Annotated in this window: 14 protein-coding genes; 8 read left to right on the top strand and 6 right to left on the bottom strand. The window is 69.9% G+C overall.

The annotated features are described in order from the left end of the window. Nucleotides 1-288: 288 nt before the first annotated feature. From OKJ99_RS23050 to OKJ99_RS23025, 6 genes are all read left to right on the top strand, one after another. Nucleotides 289-1,218 carry a TraR/DksA C4-type zinc finger protein gene (locus tag OKJ99_RS23050; RefSeq protein ID WP_326019259.1) on the top strand — a complete coding sequence of 310 codons (930 nt, stop codon included), beginning with the start codon at nt 289-291 and terminating at the stop codon, nt 1,216-1,218. Between the two features lie 98 nt (nt 1,219-1,316). Then, nucleotides 1,317-1,925 carry a signal peptidase II gene (lspA, locus tag OKJ99_RS23045; RefSeq protein ID WP_326019258.1) on the top strand — a complete coding sequence of 203 codons (609 nt, stop codon included), beginning with the start codon at nt 1,317-1,319 and terminating at the stop codon, nt 1,923-1,925. An 83-nt stretch (nt 1,926-2,008) separates the two neighbouring features. Beyond that, entirely contained in the window at nt 2,009-2,950 is a 942-nt protein-coding gene (locus OKJ99_RS23040) for an RluA family pseudouridine synthase (RefSeq protein WP_326019257.1), read from the top strand. After that, nucleotides 2,947-3,426 carry a GNAT family N-acetyltransferase gene (locus tag OKJ99_RS23035; protein WP_326019256.1) on the top strand — a complete coding sequence of 160 codons (480 nt, stop codon included), beginning with the start codon at nt 2,947-2,949 and terminating at the stop codon, nt 3,424-3,426. Before OKJ99_RS23040 ends, OKJ99_RS23035 begins: the two co-directional genes overlap by 4 nt. Before the next feature lie 126 nt (nt 3,427-3,552). Beyond that, nucleotides 3,553-5,139, top strand: coding sequence for a Na+/H+ antiporter (locus OKJ99_RS23030; protein WP_326019255.1), 1,587 nt, complete (start codon nt 3,553-3,555; stop codon nt 5,137-5,139). A gap of 41 nt (nt 5,140-5,180) precedes the next feature. Then, entirely contained in the window at nt 5,181-5,927 is a 747-nt protein-coding gene (locus tag OKJ99_RS23025; protein WP_326019254.1) for an SDR family NAD(P)-dependent oxidoreductase, read from the top strand. A 7-nt stretch (nt 5,928-5,934) separates the two neighbouring features. On the opposite strand, the gene OKJ99_RS23020 is transcribed toward OKJ99_RS23025, so the two are convergent. Next, entirely contained in the window at nt 5,935-7,041 is a 1,107-nt protein-coding gene (locus OKJ99_RS23020) for a mechanosensitive ion channel family protein (RefSeq protein WP_326019253.1), read from the bottom strand. Nucleotides 7,042-7,103: 62 nt separating this feature from the next. Between OKJ99_RS23020 and OKJ99_RS23015 the strand changes: the two genes are divergently transcribed. Continuing rightward, a complete protein-coding gene (locus tag OKJ99_RS23015; RefSeq protein ID WP_326019252.1) occupies nt 7,104-7,673 on the top strand; it encodes a dienelactone hydrolase family protein in 570 nt (189 codons plus the stop codon). 7 nt (nt 7,674-7,680) lie between these two features. Here the strand turns inward: OKJ99_RS23015 and OKJ99_RS23010 are convergent, their stop codons facing one another. From OKJ99_RS23010 to OKJ99_RS22995, 4 genes are all read right to left on the bottom strand, one after another. After that, a complete protein-coding gene (locus OKJ99_RS23010) occupies nt 7,681-9,354 on the bottom strand; it encodes an alkaline phosphatase D family protein (protein ID WP_326019251.1) in 1,674 nt (557 codons plus the stop codon). A gap of 86 nt (nt 9,355-9,440) precedes the next feature. Continuing rightward, nucleotides 9,441-10,292, bottom strand: coding sequence for a thioredoxin domain-containing protein (locus OKJ99_RS23005; protein WP_326019249.1), 852 nt, complete (start codon nt 10,290-10,292; stop codon nt 9,441-9,443). Nucleotides 10,293-10,361: 69 nt separating this feature from the next. Next, nucleotides 10,362-11,042 (bottom strand): hypothetical protein, encoded by a 681-nt coding sequence (locus OKJ99_RS23000; RefSeq protein ID WP_326019247.1) that lies wholly within the window; start codon nt 11,040-11,042, stop codon nt 10,362-10,364. Nucleotides 11,043-11,097: 55 nt separating this feature from the next. After that, complete coding sequence (locus OKJ99_RS22995; protein WP_326019245.1) at nt 11,098-12,423, bottom strand: DUF2252 domain-containing protein; 1,326 nt, start codon at nt 12,421-12,423, stop codon at nt 11,098-11,100. 180 nt (nt 12,424-12,603) lie between these two features. Here OKJ99_RS22995 and dnaE point away from each other — a divergent pair, with 180 nt between their 5' ends. Continuing rightward, nucleotides 12,604-16,143 (top strand): DNA polymerase III subunit alpha, encoded by a 3,540-nt coding sequence (gene dnaE / locus OKJ99_RS22990; RefSeq protein WP_326019243.1) that lies wholly within the window; start codon nt 12,604-12,606, stop codon nt 16,141-16,143. Nucleotides 16,144-16,224: 81 nt separating this feature from the next. Here dnaE and OKJ99_RS22985 read toward each other — a convergent pair whose 3' ends face one another. After that, a complete protein-coding gene (locus OKJ99_RS22985; protein ID WP_266720614.1) occupies nt 16,225-16,395 on the bottom strand; it encodes a hypothetical protein in 171 nt (56 codons plus the stop codon). Nucleotides 16,396-16,464 lie beyond the last annotated feature (69 nt).

Below are 16,464 nucleotides of genomic sequence, written 5' to 3'. Positions count from 1 at the left end.
CGCGGGGGCCCGGGAGGGCGGGGTGCGGGTGCGTCCGGTGACCCGAATGGCCATACGCCGGCCGTCCGATCCCGGCCGGTCGCCGGGCGGGCCCGGGGCGGACGGGATACCGGCGGATTACCAAGCGGGGAGCTGGGCACAACGCTTGCAGGTTCGTCGCGGGGCGGTCACGAAACCGTCGCGCGGGGCCGGGTCCTGTGGTGCGCCCCGTTGCCGCGGGCCTGGAGTCGATTTATCGTCCCAGCACGATTCGCGAGCAAGATCACAAATTGTGAAGGGGCCGCGACCATGGTGGCGAAGAAGACCGCCGTTCAGCAGTCGGAGTCCGGCAGAACCACGGGCGCGGCGGCCTCCGGCGGTGCCGGGAAGGCCGCAGCCGGAGCGAGGGCGTCGGAGACGCCCGAGCCGAAGGAGACGCCCACCGGCAAGAAGAAGTCGACCGCCGCGTCGCACACGACGGCCCGCAAGCAGACGAGTGCGAAGGCCACGTCCACGAAGGCCACGTCTACGAAGGCGGCACCGGAGAAGGCCACGACCACGAAGGCGGCGCCGGCGAAGAGCGCGACCAAGAAGACGGCTACGAGCAAGACGGCTACGGGCAAGGCCGGGGTCGAGGGCGCCAAGAAGTCCGCGCCCAAGAAGAAGGCCGCGGCGAGGTCGACCACGGCCGCGAAGAAGACGGTCGCCTCCGCGACCGAGGACGCGGCCGAGGCCGCGAAGACGACGGGAGCCACGACAGTGGTTGCGAAGAAGACTCAGGGCACGGCCACGGCGACCAAGAAGCCGGGCGCGGTTCCCAAGGCGCGCGGCACCGCCGAACCCGGTGAGCTGGCCGTCCGCCCGGGCGAGGATCCCTGGACCCCGGAGGAGGCCGAGGAGGCGCGCACCGAGCTGCAGACCGAGGTGCTGCAGCTGGGGAGCGAGATCGCCGCCGCGGAGGAGGGCCTCGCGGGGCTGATGCGCGACTCCGGGGACGGGGCCGGCGACGACGACGCGGACACCGGCACCAAGAACATCACCCGCGAGCACGAGATGTCGCTCGCCGCCAACGCCCGCGAGATGCTGCTCCAGGCCGAGCGGGCCCTGGAGCGCCTGGACGCGGGGACGTACGGGCTCTGCGAGAACTGCGGGAACCCGATCGGGAAGGCGCGCATGCAGGCGTTCCCGCGCGCGACCCTGTGCGTCGAGTGCAAGCAGAAGCAGGAGCGGCGCAACTGAGCATCGCGCTGGGCCCGCGCCCGGGTACCACACCGTGTGGGTGCGTCCGGGCGTGCCGTACTCTCGTCCTCAGTCAGGTACTAGGTTGAGGGACTCACGTGGCAGAGGCGGAGCGCATCATCGGTACGCCGGATTCCCCGGATGCGGGGGCACCCGAGCCGGAGCAGGCCGAGAAGCAGGTTCCGGAACAGGCCGAGGAGCAGGTCCAGGACGCGCCGAGGGGCAGGCGGCGGATCGCCGCGCTGTTCATCGTGGCCGCGCTCGCGTACGTCCTGGACCTGGGCAGCAAGCTGATCGTGGTGGCGAAGCTGGAGCACCGCGACGCCATCCACGTCATCGGTGACTGGCTGCAGCTCGAGGTGATCAGGAACCCGGGCGCCGCCTGGGGCATCGGCGAGGCCTTCACGATCATCTTCACCCTGATCGCCGCCGCCGTGATCGTCGTGATCGCCCGGCTCGCCCGCAAGCTCTACAGCACGCCCTGGGCGATCGCCCTCGGCCTGCTGCTCGGCGGGGCGCTCGGCAACCTCACGGACCGGATCTTCCGGGCACCGGGCGTCTTCGAGGGCGCCGTGGTGGACTTCATCGCGCCGAAGCACTACCCGGTGTTCAATCTCGCCGACTCGGCGATCGTGTGCGGCGGCATCCTGATCGTGCTGCTGTCCTTCCGCGGCATCGACCCCGACGGGTCCGTCCACAAGGACTGAGGCGCGGGTCCCACAGGCACACGAAGACCGAGGTCACAGGGCTCGTGTGCGGGAGTGTCGGTGGGCTCCTGCATACTCGATGGGTGAGCACGATTCCCGAGGTCCGCACCCTGCCCGTTCCCGACGGCCTGGAGGGCGAGCGCGTAGACGCCGCCATCTCCCGCATGTTCGGTTTCTCCCGCACCAAGGCCGCCGAGCTGGCCGCCGCCGGAAAGGTCGCGGTGGACGGCTCGGTCGTGGGCAAGTCCGAGCGGGTGCACGGCGGCGCCTGGATGGAAGTGGAGATGCCGCAGGCGCCCGCTCCCGTACAGATCGTCGCCGAGCCCGTCGAGGGCATGGAGATCGTGCACGACGACGACGACATCGTCGTGATCATGAAGCCCGTGGGAGTCGCCGCCCACCCCAGCCCCGGCTGGACCGGGACGACCGTGATCGGTGGCCTCGCCGCCGCCGGGTACCGGATCTCGACGTCCGGCGCCGCCGAGCGCCAGGGCATCGTGCACCGGCTCGACGTGGGCACGTCAGGACTGATGGTCGTCGCCAAGTCGGAGCGGGCGTACACGTCGCTGAAGCGCCAGTTCAAGGAGCGCGTCCCGGACAAGCGGTACAACGCGCTGGTGCAGGGCCACCCCGACCCCATGAGCGGCACCATCGACGCCCCGATCGGGCGCCACCCGAATCACGACTACAAGTGGGCCGTGATCGCCGAGGGCAAGCCGTCCGTCACGCACTACGACCTCATCGAGGCCTTCCGTGCCGCCTCGCTCCTGGACATCAAGCTGGAGACGGGGCGCACCCACCAGATCCGCGTCCACATGTCCGCTCACCGGCACCCGTGCGTGGGCGACCTGACGTACGGCGCGGACCCCACGCTCTCGAAGCGGCTCGGTCTCACGCGGCAGTGGCTGCACGCGGTGCGGCTCGGTTTCGAGCACCCGGCGGACGGCCGGTGGGTCGAGTTCGAGAGCGCCTACCCGGACGATCTGCAGACGGCCCTCGACAGGGTCAGGGCGGAGAGCGAGTGAGCACCCCCCTCCCCGCGTATGTGATCCGTGTCGCCGAGGACGAAGTGGACCGGCAGGCCTGTTTCGCCGTCCGCAAGGAGGTCTTCGTCGTCGAACAGCGCGTGCCCGAGGACATCGAGTACGACGCGTACGACGCCGGGGCCGTGCACGTCCTGGCCGTCCGGCAGGACGGGGAGCCGCTCGGCACCGGGCGGCTGCTGACGGGCGAGGCCGCCGCCGTGAAGAACGGCGGGGCGCGGGACGTCGGCGCTCTCGGGCGGCTCGCCGTGACGAAGGCGGCGCGTGGCCTCGGCGTCGGCGCCGCGCTGGTGCGGGCCATCGAGGACGCGGCCCGCGCGCGCGGGCTCGCCGCCGTGGATCTGCACGCGCAGACGCACGCGCTGGGGTTCTACGAGCGCCTGGGATACGTCGCGTACGGGCCCGAGTTCCTCGACGCCGGCATCGACCACCGGGCGATGCGCAAGACGCTCGGCTAGTCGGCGGCGGTATCGCGGCCTTGCGGCGTCGCGGCCCCCGGACCCAAAAAGACCGGTTTGATCTGAAGCGCGTGGCACTCTTGAGGCCGGAACGCACATGATCGTCGAGTCTGGTCGGAGTCCCCTGTGGATCAATTGGCCCTGCTGTTCGTGCTGTTGCTCGGGGCAGTGCTGACCGTCCCGCTCGGTGACCGGCTCGGCCTGCCGTCCCCGGTCCTGATGACCCTGCTCGGCATCGCCCTGGCGCTGATCCAGGCGGTGCCGAACGTCGACATCAACCCGGATCTGATCCTTCCGCTCGTGCTGCCACCGCTGCTCTACGCGGCCGTGCACCGCACGTCCTGGCGCCAGTTCGCGGCCAATAAACGGCCGATCTTCCTGCTCGCCGTCGCCCTGGTCTTCGTCACCACGGCCGCGGTCGCCTTCACCGCCGACGCCATCGTGCCGGGCCTGCCGGTCGCCGCGGCCGTCGCGCTCGGCGCGCTGGTGGCGCCGCCGGACCCGGTCGCCGCGACCGCCGTCGCGGGCCAACTCGGCCTGCCCCGGCGCATGGTGTCGATCCTGGAGGGCGAGGGACTGTTCAACGACGTGACCGCGATCGTGCTCTACCACGTCGCGATCGCCGCCGCCGTCAGTGGCACCTTCTCGCTGCCGCACGCCGCGCTGGAACTCGTCCTGTCCGCGGTCGTCGCCATCGCCGTCGGCTGGGCCCTCGGCTGGATCGCCAACAAGCTCATCGGCTATCTCGGCGACGCCACGCTCCAGATCGGCCTCACGCTCCTGATCCCCTACGCCTCGTACGTACTCGCCGAGGAGCTCAAGGGCTCGGGCGTGCTCGCGGTCCTGACCACGGCCATGTTCCTGGCCGAGCACGCCTTCGACGCCGACGACGTGCTCACAAGGCTCACCGGGCGGGCCTTCTGGGACGTCGTGGACACCCTCGTCACGGGCGTCGCGTTCGGCCTCATCGGCCTGGAGGTGCACAACGTCGTCAGGACCGCGGAGGGCCGCTGGGGCGAGATGCTCGGCTGGGCGGGCGCGGTCGTCGGGGTCGTCATCGTCGTACGGCTGTTGTGGCTGTTGCCGATGACATGGGTGACACGGCGGATGCACCTGCGGCGCGATGTCGACGAGGACATCCCGGTGAGCTGGCGCGAGACGGTCGTCATGTGGTGGGCCGGAATGCGCGGCGTGGCCTCGGTGGCCCTGGCCCTCGCCATCCCGCTGACCATGGACGACGGTTCGCCCTTCCCGGACCGGGACGAGATCGTCTTCCTCGCGTTCGGGGTGATCATGGCGACCCTGGTGCTGCAGGGCCTGAGCCTGCCGTGGCTGGTGCGCAAGCTCGGGGTGCGCAGCGACGACACCGCCGAGCGGGAGTACGAGCGGCAGCTCGCGGTGCGGGCCGCGAAGGCGGCGAAGCGGCGGCTCAAGGAGATCGAGGAGGTCGAGGAGCTGCCGGAGGAGGTGCAGGAGCAGATGCTGCGCCGCGCGTTCGACATCGGCCTGCGCATCAACCCGGAGATCGGTGCGGACGAGCGGCGCGAGAAGCAGACCAAGCGGGACGCCCGGATCAAGCGGATCCGCCGGATCCAGGCGGAGATGATGTCGGCGGCCCGGCACGAGGTGCTCGCGGCCCGCAGCGAAGCGGGCTCCGATCCGGAGGTGGTCGACCGGGTGCTCAGGAAACTGGATGTGCGCAGTTTGCGCTAGAGATCGGGCCGGGGACCGTGTGGCGGCCTAGGCTCGTGCGTATGGCACGCAACGTGATAATCACCGGCGGCGGTACGGGCATCGGACTCGCGGCGGCCAGGGCCTTCGCCGCGGAGGGGGACCGGGTGCTGCTGGTCGGGCGGCGGATCGAGGTCCTGGAGAAGGCCGGGGTGATCGGCGCCCTGAAGTACCCGGCCGACCTCAGTACGGTCGAAGGGGCGCGCGGCGCCGCCGACTTCGCGCTCGAGGCGTTCGACGGCACGGTCGACGTGATGGTGCACAGCGCCGGCGGGCTCGGCGGCCGGCTGCTCCCGGCTCCGGAAGGGGCCGATCCGCTCGACGCCGTCGCCCACGACTGGAACGCCAACTTCCGGATCAATACGCTCACTTCGGTCCTGCTCACCGAGGCGCTGCGCGAGCACCTTGCCTCGCCCGGCGGCCGGATCGTGTTCGTGTCCTCCATCGCGGCGCTGCGCGGCTCGGGCCAGGGTTCGTACGGAGCCTCGAAGGCGGCCCTGCACCCGTACACGTACGACCTCGCGAAGGCCCTCGGTCCGCGCGGCATCACGGTGAACACCGTCGCGCCCGGCTACATCGAGGACACCGACTTCTTCGGGCCCTCGATGCCCGAGGCGGAGTACCGGCGCCGGGTCGACGCCACCCTGACCGGTCGCGCCGGGACGCCCGACGACATCGCGGCCACCGTGCTGTGGCTGGCGTCGCCGGGCGGCGGCCATGTCAGCGGGCAGATCGTCCAGGTCAACGGCGGGGAGTTCCTGGGACGTTAGAACGGCACTAGCCCCGGCCCGTCCGGGGCGCGCGGCCGTTGCGGCTGAGTACGTGGTCCGGCAGGGAGTCCGCCTCGTCCGGGGCGACCAGGGCCGTCGCCGTGTTGATCCGCGGCAGCGCGTACGGGTGCTGTTCGGTCAGCCAGCGCACGAGCTGCTCGCGGACGGTGACCCGCACCGTCCAGATGTCGTCCGCGTCCTTGGCGGTGACCAGGGCGCGGACCTGCAGCGTGCTGGGCGTCGTGTCGGTGACGGCGAGGCCCCAGTCGCGGCCGTCCCAGGCGGCGCACTCGCGCAGGATGTCGTGCAGCTTCTCGCGCATCTCGGGCACGGGCGCGCTGTGGTCGAGGTGGAAGAAGACGGTGCCGGTCATCTGGACGCCGCCGCGCGACCAGTTCTCGAACGGCTTCGACGTGAAGTACGAGACCGGCATGGTGATCCGGCGCTCGTCCCAGGTGCGCACGGCGAGGAAGGTGAGGGTGATCTCCTCGACCGTGCCCCACTCGCCGTCCACGACCACGGTGTCGCCGATCCGCACCATGTCGCCGAACGCGATCTGCAGGCCCGCGAAGAGGTTGCCGAGCGTGGACTGCGCGGCGACACCGGCGACGATGCCGAGGATGCCGGCCGAGGCGAGCAGTGAGGCCCCGGCCGCTCTGAAGGCGGGGAACGTCAGGAGCATCGCGGCCACCGCGACCACGCCGACGACCGCGATGACGACGCGCTGGATCAGGGTGACCTGGGTGCGCACGCGGCGGACCCGGGCCGGGTCGCGCTGGGCGGTGGCGTAGCGGGCGTAGGACGACTCGACGACGGCCGAGGAGATCCGGACGGCGAGCCAGGCGGTGGCGCCGATCAGGACCAGGTTGAGCGTTTCTCCAACGGTGCCGCCGTGCCCCTTCGCGAGCCCCGACTGGTCGTACGAACCCCTCAGGAGCGCCGCGCAGAGCACGACCTGGAGCGGCAGCCGACAGCGGCGCAGCAGTCCCCACAACGGCGTCTCGTGGTGGCGCTGGTCGGTGCGGAGCAGCAGCCGGTCGACCGCCCACCCCACCAACAGCGTGAGCACGACCGAGCCACCAATGACGATCAGTGGACGCAGTACGTTCTCCATGCCACGACGGTAACCGGGATCGGGCGCGCCCAACCTGCGGGGGCCCTGGCACCATGGAGCCCATGAACATCATGCTTTTCCATTCGGCGTTCGGTCTGCGGCCCGCCGTGGAGGCCGCGGCCGACCGGCTGCGGGCCGCCGGACACGAGGTGTGGACCCCTGATCTCTTCGAGGGCCGCACCTTCGACACCGTCGAGGAGGGCATGGCCTTCAAGGACGAGATCGGCAAGGACGAGCTGCTCAAGCGCGCCGTCCTCGCGGCCGCGCCCTACTCCGACCGTGGTCTCGTCTACGCCGGGTTCTCGTTCGGCGCCGCGACCGCGCAGACCCTCGCCCTCGGCGACGACAAGGCGAAGGGGCTGCTGCTCCTGCACGGCACGTCCGACATCGCGGAGGGCGTCAGCGTGGACGAGCTCCCGGTCCAGCTGCACGTCGCCGAGCCCGACCCGTTCGAGACGGACGACTGGCTGACCGCCTGGTACCTGCAGATGGGGCGCACGGGGGCCGACGTGGAGGTCTACCGCTACGCGGGCGCGGGGCACATCTACACCGACCCCGATCTGCCGGACTACGACGAGGAGGCCGCCGAGGCCACCTGGCGGGTGGCGCTCGGCTTCCTCGAAACGCTGTAGGCGCTCGTTACGCGACCGGGGCGTCCGCCCGCTCGACCTTCTGGGTGCCGGTGAGGGTGCGGTACGAGCGCTGCCAGGCCGATGTCGCGCTCCGGTCCGCGCGGTCGGAGATCACGTAGAAGTCCATCTGCGTCCGCTCGGCCGTGACGTCCAGGACGCCGTATCCGTGGCGGTCCATGTCCAGCCAGCGCACGTGCCGGTTGGCAGCCTTGATGGCGCCCTCGGCGACCGTGGAGAGCGTGTCCGGGGCGACGTGCAGGATGTCGTCCAGGTTGTCGGAGGTCACGGACGTGACCACGAACTCCGTCGCGGCGGAGGGGGACAGCGGATACGTCGCCGCCTTGACCGGCACGTCGTTGGCCCACGCCATGTGGATGTCGCCGGTCAGGAAGACGGTGTCGCGGACGGCGTGCTCGCGCAGGTGGGAGATGAGCTCGGCGCGGTCGTGCGTGTAGCCGTCCCACTGGTCGACGTTGATCGCCAGGCCTTCCTTCGGAAGGCCGAGCAACTCGGCCAGCGGGCCCGCGATGTGGGCGGGCAGCGAACCGAAGGCGACCGGCGAGATCATCACCGAGGTGCCGACCAGCTTCCAGCGCGCGTTCGACGCGGTGAGCCCGGACTTCAGCCAGTCGAGCTGGGCGCGGCCGGTGATCGTACGCTCCGGGGAGTCCACCGCTCCGTTGCCGACGCTCGACTGCTCGGAGCGGAACGAGCGCAGGTCGAGCAGGTGGAGGTCGGCCAGGTTGCCGAAGCGCAGGCGGCGGAAGACCGTGCCCGCGGTGGACGGCCGGACCGGCATCCACTCGAAGTAGGCCTGCTTCGCGGCCTGCTGGCGCGCCTGCCAGTCGCCCTCGGTGCCCGGCGTGTGGTTCTCCGCGCCGCCCGACCAGGCGTCGTTGGCGAACTCGTGGTCGTCCCAGATCGCGATCAGCGGGTGCACGGCCTGCATCGCCTGGACGTCGGCGTCGGTCTTGGTCTGGCCGTGCCGGGTGCGGTAGTCGGCGAGCGAGACGATCTCGTGGGCCGGCCGGTGCTCGCGGACGGTGTAGTCGGCGGTCGGGTACTCGCCCGTCTTGTACTCGTAGAGGTAGTCGCCGAGGTGCAGGACCGCGTCCAGGTCGGTGCGGGCGGCAAGGTGCCGGTACGAGGAGTAGTAGCCGGCCTCCCAGTTGGCGCAGGAGACGACGCCGAAGCGCAGGCCGTCGGGGGAGGCGTCGGTGGCGGGGGTGGTGCGGGTGCGGCCCACGGGGGAGCGGGTGGCGTCCACGGAGAAGCGGAAGTAATAGGCGGTCGCCGGGCGCAGGCCCCTTACATCGGCCTTGACCGTGTGGTCGGAGGCGGCGCTCGCGGTCACGGTTCCCCGGCCGACGATCTGCCGGAAGGCCTTGTCCGTTGCTATCTCCCAGCTCACCCGCACGTCGGGGCCCTTGCCGGAGCCGGGCACCGCGTCGGCGCCCGGCGTCACGCGCGTCCACAGCAGGACCCCGTCGGGCAGCGGATCGCCGGACGCGACGCCGTGCAGGAAGGCGGGCGCCTCGGCGGCGTGGGCGGGGGCCGCGGCGGCGAACGGCGCGGCGAGCGCGGCACCCGCGGCCGCGGCCTTGACGACCGTACGGCGGCTCGGGGCGCTGGGCGCGCCCGGTGTGGATCTGGGAACGGATTGCTGAAGTCGACTGGTCACAGCCGGTCAGACTACTGACTGGTAGATACAAAGAGCGGGCGAACCCGAAAGGTTCGCCCGCTCTTCGTCCGTGCGTGGACCCGGCGTCAGCCCTTGAGGGCCTTCTCCGTCGCGGTCTTGTACTCGGCCACGGTCATCGGAGCGTTCTGGCCGTCCGAACCGGTCAGCTTCTTGCCGTCCACGACCAGGCTCGGCGTGCCGGTGACGCCGTCCTTGTTCGTGTCGAACGACTTGGACATCTTCATGGCCCAGTCGTCGTACGTACCGTTCGTGACGTCCTTCTGGAACGCCTTGTTGCCCTTGAGCGAGTCCACGGTGTCGGCGATCTTGATCAGGTAGTCGTCGTCCTTCAGCTTGTCCTCGTTCTCCTCGGGGTGGAACTTCGCCGAGTAGAGCGCCGTCTTGAAGTCGAGGAAGGAGTCCTGGCTCACGTTGAGGGCCGCGCCGAGCGCGCTCAGCGCGTTCTTCGAGCCCTCGCCGTTGGTGCCGACGTCGCCCTTGGCCGAGTCGTCGCCGTCGAGGAACGTGCCGCCGACGTACTGGAGCTTGAACTTGCCGGCCTCGACGTCCTTGTGGAGCTGCGGGCCGACCGTCTGCTCGAAGGAGGCGCAGACCGGGCAGCGCGAGTCCTCGTAGATCTTCATGGTCTTCTTGGCGCCGGCCTTGCCGATGACGACGGTCGTGCCGTCCTTGCCCGAGGTGTTCTTGGGCGCCTTCACGGCGGAGGACTTGGCGTCCATCGCCGTCTCCCAGTGGGAGGGCTTGTTGGCCTGCATCACGGCGTAGCCGACGCCGCCGGCTATCGCCAGGACCGCGACGATGGAGACGCCGACGATCGCCTGCCGCTTCGTCTTGTCCCGCTTGGCCTGGCGCTCGCGTTCGGCGCGCAGCCGCTCACGGGCCGCGGACTTCGACTGCTGGGTGTTGCGCTTGCTCATGGTCGTGCTCCGTAGGTAAGTGACATACGTAGAGGGACTGCCGTGCCGGAGCCCGAGCCGGGTGGTGGCTCAGGCGGCCGGGCACGGCGGCCCGCGCCGTCCTACGGAGTGCACCCAGAGCCGGGTGCGGGAAGCCGGTACGCGCGTGGCGGGGCGCGGCAGCCGCACATCCGGCTCGCGCCGGACGGTGACCGCGGCGAACGCGATGAGCAGCGGCCGGAACGCGAAGGCGGCCACCGCGCGCAGCAGTTGGGCCAGGGCCTGCTCGCCGCGGCGCAGCCAGGCGGCCGCGAGCAGGCCGACGGCGACGTGCGCGCCGAGCAGCAGCCAGGAGGCCGCCGGGTCGGTGTGCGCGAAGAGCGCGGCGGCCCGCTCCGTGCCGCCGCCCGTCATGCGGGCCAGCGGGGTGCCCACGTTCCCGGCGCACAGCACGTCGAAGCCGAACTGGCGCAGGGGTCCCGCGACGGGGCCGCCGGCCTGGCCGTAACAGACGTGCTGGCCGGTCGTGAAGACCGTGTCGGCGGCCAGTTCCAGCGGGACGAGCAGGGCCGCGATCCGGCCGAAGCCGCGCTCACGTCCCGCCAGCGCGTACGCGATCACGAAGACGGCCGCGGCGATCGCCGCGATCGTCGTGAGCGGCAGCGGGGCCCGGGACAGCAGCACGTGCGACGCGACGGACAGCGTCACGACGCAAGCCGTGAACAGCGCCGCGCGCGTCACTCGTAGCTGGGTCCCGGATATGTCGTCCATCGCGGCAGAGTGTGCCATGCCTTCCGGTAAGCGATGCCTAAAGGGTTCCTGTGCGTTACAGGCCGGGGATGCGGCCGTTGCGGAACAGGTCCACGAAGATCTGGTGGTCCGCACGCGCGCGTGCCCCGTAGGAGTGCGCGAAGTCGACCAGCAGGGGAGCGAAGCCCTCCTCGTCGGCCGCGATCGCCGCGTCGATGGCGCGCTCCGTGGAGAACGGCACCAGCGACTCGCCGGACTGGTCGTCCGCCGCCGCGTGCATCGTCGCCGTGGCCCGGCCGAGGTCGGCGACGACCGCCGCGATCTCCTCCGGGTCGTCGATGTCGCTCCAGTCCAGGTCCACCGCGTACGGCGAGATCTCGGCGACCAGCTGCCCGGCGCCGTCCAGCTCCGTCCAGCCCAGCCACGGGTCGGCGTGCGCCTGCAGGGCGCGCTGCGAGATGACCGTGCGGTGGCCCTCGTGCTGGAAGTACCCGCGGACCGCCGGGTCGGTGATGTGCCGCGAGACGGCCGGGGTCTGGGCCTGCTTCATGTAGATCACGACATCGTTCTCCAGGGCGTCACTGTTGCCCTCGAGAAGGATGTTGTACGAGGGGAGGCCCGCGGAGCCGATACCGATGCCGCGGCGCCCGACCACGTCCTTCACCCGGTACGAGTCCGGACGGGAGAGGGAGGCCTCCGGCAGCGTCTCCAGGTACCCGTCGAACGCCGCGAGCACCTTGTAGCGCGTCGCCGCGTCCAGCTCGATGGAGCCGCCGCCCTCCGCGAAGCGGCGCTCGAACTCGCGGATCTCCGTCATGGACTCCAGCAGGCTGAAACGGGTCAGCGACCGGGCGTCGCGCAGCGCCTCCAGGAGCGGCCCCTCGGCCGTGTCCAGCGTGAAGGGCGGCACCTCGTCGCTCTTGGCACCGGTCGCCAGCGCGTGGATGCGCTCGCGGTAGGCCGCCGCGTACGTGCGCACGAGGTCCGTGATCTGCTCGTCGCTCAGCGCCTTGGAGTAGCCGACCAGCGCGACGGAGGCGGCGAAGCGCTTGAGGTCCCAGGTGAAGGGGCCCACGTACGCCTCGTCGAAGTCGTTCACGTTGAAGATCAGCCGGCCCGTGGAGTCCATGTACGTGCCGAAGTTCTCCGCGTGCAGGTCGCCGTGGATCCACACCCGGCTGGTGCGCTCGTCCAGGTAGGGCCCGCCGTGCTGCTCGCGCTCCACGTCCCCGTAGAACAGGCAGGCCGTGCCCCGGTAGAAGGCGAAGGCCGAGGCCGCCATCTTGCGGAATTTGACCCGGAAGGCCGCGGGGTCGGCGGCGAGGAGCTCGCCGAACGCGGTGTCGAAGACGGAGAGGATCTGCTCGCCGCGCTGCTCAGCGGTGGGCTGCGGTTCCGACATCGCTGGGTGCCTCCTGGTGCGGGATGGTCCGGTACGCCGTACTGACGCGTGGGACAGATGTTCTGGCCTGTCCAACGCACGACCGTACTCCGGAGTGCCCGGCCGTTGTCAGTGACCGGTCGTAGACTTCCAAGCTGTCCCCCGTCAGTCGCCCGGTGTTTTCCATTGGAGGCCCCCACCGTGTCCAAGCCGCCCTTCACGCACCTGCATGTGCACACCCAGTACTCGCTGCTGGACGGTGCGGCGCGGCTCAATGACATGTTCAAGGCCGCCGGCGACATGGGCATGACGCACATCGCGATGTCCGACCACGGCAACCTGCACGGGGCGTACGACTTCTTCCACACCGCGCAGAAGGCGGGCATCACGCCGATCATCGGCATCGAGGCCTACGTCGCCCCGGAGTCCCGGCGCAACAAGCAGAAGGTCAAGTGGGGCCAGCCGCACCAGAAGCGCGACGACGTCTCGGGTTCCGGTGGTTACACCCACAAGACGATGTGGGCGGCGAACAGCACGGGGCTGCACAACCTGTTCAAGCTGTCATCGGACGCGTACGCCGAGGGCTGGCTGCAGAAGTGGCCGCGCATGGACAAGGAGACGCTCTCCCAGTGGAGCGAGGGCATCATCGCGTCCACCGGCTGCCCCTCCGGTGAGCTGCAGACCCGGCTGCGCCTCGGTCAGTTCGACGAGGCGGTCAAGGCGGCCGCCGAGTACCAGGACATCTTTGGCAAGGACCGGTACTTCCTGGAGCTGATGGACCACGGCATCGACATCGAGCACCGGGTCCGCGAGGACCTCCTGCGGGTCGGCAAGAAGGTCGGCATCCCGCCGCTGGTGACGAACGACTCGCACTACACGTACGCGCACGAGGCGACGGCGCACGACGCGCTGCTGTGCATCCAGACCGGCAAGAACCTCTCCGACCCGGACCGCTTCCGGTTCAACGGCACGGGCTACTACCTGAAGTCGACGGACGAGATGTACGCCATCGACTCCTCGGACGCCTGGCAGGAGGGCTGCCGGAACACGCTGCTGGTGGCCGAGCAGATCGACACGACCGGCATGTTCGAGAAGCGCGACCTCATGCCGAAGTTCGACATCCCGGACGGCTTCACGGAGATCACCTGGTTCCAGGAGGAGGTCCGGGTCGGCATGAACCGCCGCTACCCGGGCGGCGTCCCCGAGGACCGCCAGCGGCAGGTCGAGTACGAGATGGACATCATCATCCAGATGGGGTTCCCGGGGTACTTCCTGGTCGTCGCCGACTTCATCATGTGGGCCAAGAACAACGGCATCGCGGTGGGCCCCGGCCGTGGTTCCGCGGCCGGTTCGATCGTCGCGTACGCCATGGGCATCACCGACCTCGACCCGATCACGCACGGCCTGATCTTCGAGCGGTTCCTCAACCCCGAGCGCGTCTCCATGCCCGACGTCGACATCGACTTCGACGAGCGCAGGCGCGTCGAAGTGATCAGGTACGTGACGGAGAAGTACGGCGCCGACAAGGTCGCCATGATCGGCACCTACGGCAAGATCAAGGCCAAGAACGCGATCAAGGACTCCGCGCGCGTGCTCGGCTACCCGTACGCGATGGGCGACCGCCTCACCAAGGCCATGCCCGCCGACGTCCTCGGCAAGGGCATCGACCTCTCCGGCATCACCGACTCCCAGCACCCGCGTTACAGCGAGGCCGGCGAGATCCGGGGGATGTACGAGAACGAGCCGGACGTCAAGAAGGTCATCGACACCGCCAAGGGCGTCGAGGGCCTGGTCCGGCAGATGGGTGTGCACGCGGCCGGCGTCATCATGTCCAGCGAGCCGATCGTCGACCACGCCCCGCTGTGGACCCGGCACACCGACGGCGTGACGATCACGCAGTGGGACTACCCGCAGTGCGAGTCGCTCGGCCTCCTGAAGATGGACTTCCTGGGGCTCCGCAACCTGACGATCATGGACGACGCCGTCAAGATGGTGCGTTCCAACAAGGGCATCGACCTGGAGATGCTCGATCTCCCGCTGGACGACCCGAAGACCTTCGAACTGCTCTGCCGCGGCGACACGCTCGGTGTGTTCCAGTTCGACGGCGGGCCGATGCGCTCGCTCCTTCGCCAGATGCAGCCCGACAACTTCGAGGACATTTCCGCCGTCTCGGCCCTGTACCGGCCGGGCCCGATGGGCATGAACTCGCACATCAACTACGCGGAGCGGAAGAACGGCCGGCAGGAGATCACGCCGATCCACAAGGAGCTCGAAGAGCCCTTGAAGGAGACGCTCGGCCTGACCTACGGCCTGATCGTGTACCAGGAGCAGGTGCAGAAGGCCGCACAGATCGTCGCGGGCTACTCGCTCGGCGAGGCCGACGTGCTGCGCCGCGTGATGGGCAAGAAGAAGCCCGAGGAGCTGGCGAAGAACTTCGTCCTCTTCCAGGAGGGCGCGAAGAAGAAGGGCTTCTCCGACCAGGCGATCCAGGCCCTGTGGGACGTCCTGGTCCCGTTCGCGGGCTACGCGTTCAACAAGGCGCACTCCTCCGCGTACGGCCTGGTCACCTACTGGACCGCGTACCTGAAGGCGAACTACCCGGCCGAGTACATGGCCGCGCTGCTCACCTCGGTGAAGGACGACAAGGACAAGTCGGCCGTCTACCTCAACGAGTGCCGGCGCATGAAGATCAAGGTCCTCCCGCCGGATGTGAACGAGTCGGTGCACAACTTCGCCGCCCAGGGCGACGACGTGATCCTCTTCGGCCTGGAGGCGGTCCGCAACGTCGGGTCGAACGTGGTGGAGTCGATCGTCCGCGCCCGCAAGGCGAAGGGGAAGTTCACCTCGTTCCCCGACTACCTCGACAAGATCGAGGCCGCCGCCTGCAATAAGCGGACGACGGAATCGCTGATCAAGGCCGGCGCGTTCGACGCCATGAACCACACGCGCAAGGGCCTCACCGCCCAGTACGAGCCGATGATCGACAACGTCGTGGCGGTGAAGCGCAAGGAGGCCGAGGGGCAGTTCGACCTCTTCGGCGGCATGGGCGAGGGGGAGAGCGACGAGCCGGGCTTCGGCCTCGACGTCGAGTTCTCCACCGACGAGTGGGACAAGACGTATCTGCTCGCCCAGGAGCGCGAGATGCTCGGCCTGTACGTCTCCGACCACCCGCTCTTCGGCCTGGAGCACGTGCTCTCCGACAAGGCGGACGCGGGCATCGGCCAGCTCACCGGCGGTGACTTCGGGGACGGCGCGGTCGTCACGGTCGGCGGCATCATCTCGGGCCTCCAGCGCAAGATGACCAAGCAGGGCAACGCCTGGGCGATCGCGACCGTCGAGGACCTCGCCGGTTCCATCGAGTGCATGTTCTTCCCGGCGACGTACCAGCTGGTGTCCACGCAGCTCGTCGAGGACGCCGTGGTGTTCGTGAAGGGCCGCCTCGACAAGCGGGAGGACGTGCCGCGCCTGGTCGCCATGGAGATGCAGGTCCCCGACCTGTCGAACGCGGGCACCAACGCGCCCGTGATCCTCACGATCCCGGCCCTGAAGGTGACCCCGCCGATGATCAGCCGGCTCGGCGAGATCCTCACCAACCACCGGGGCGACAGCGAGGTGCGGATCAAGCTCCAAGGGCCGCGCAAGACCACGGTGCTGCGGCTCGACCGGCACCGGGTGAAGCCCGACCCGTCGCTCTACGGCGACCTGAAGGTGCTGCTCGGCCCGGCCTGCCTGACAGGCTGACCTCGACGAGACACGCGCGAGGGGCGCACCCGGACTTCCGGGTGCGCCCCTCGCTGTATGCCAACTGCCCTGCGATACGCCTCAGTTGTGGCCGAAGCGGCGCTCGCGGTGCTTCCGGGCGACGTCGCCCGGCGTGGCCTCCACGGCCGACTTTGCTTGGGCCTCCATGGCCGAGGACCGGGCCTGCTCGTCCGGCTGAGCGGCCTGGGCCGCCTTCTGCTGATGGCGGTTCTGCTTACGGTTCTTGGCCATGGTGATCTGCCTCCTGCGGGGGATCTAGGGGCCAGGGCCGGCTTCAGATTCACACAGGCGGAGCAAGAA

Source organism: Streptomyces endophyticus, from assembly GCF_035798155.1.
GTDB classification, from domain to species: Bacteria; Actinomycetota; Actinomycetes; order Streptomycetales; family Streptomycetaceae; genus Streptomyces; species Streptomyces endophyticus.
The sequence above is the reverse complement of the archived record's forward strand: the minus strand, read 5'-3'. Positions and strand labels throughout refer to the sequence as shown.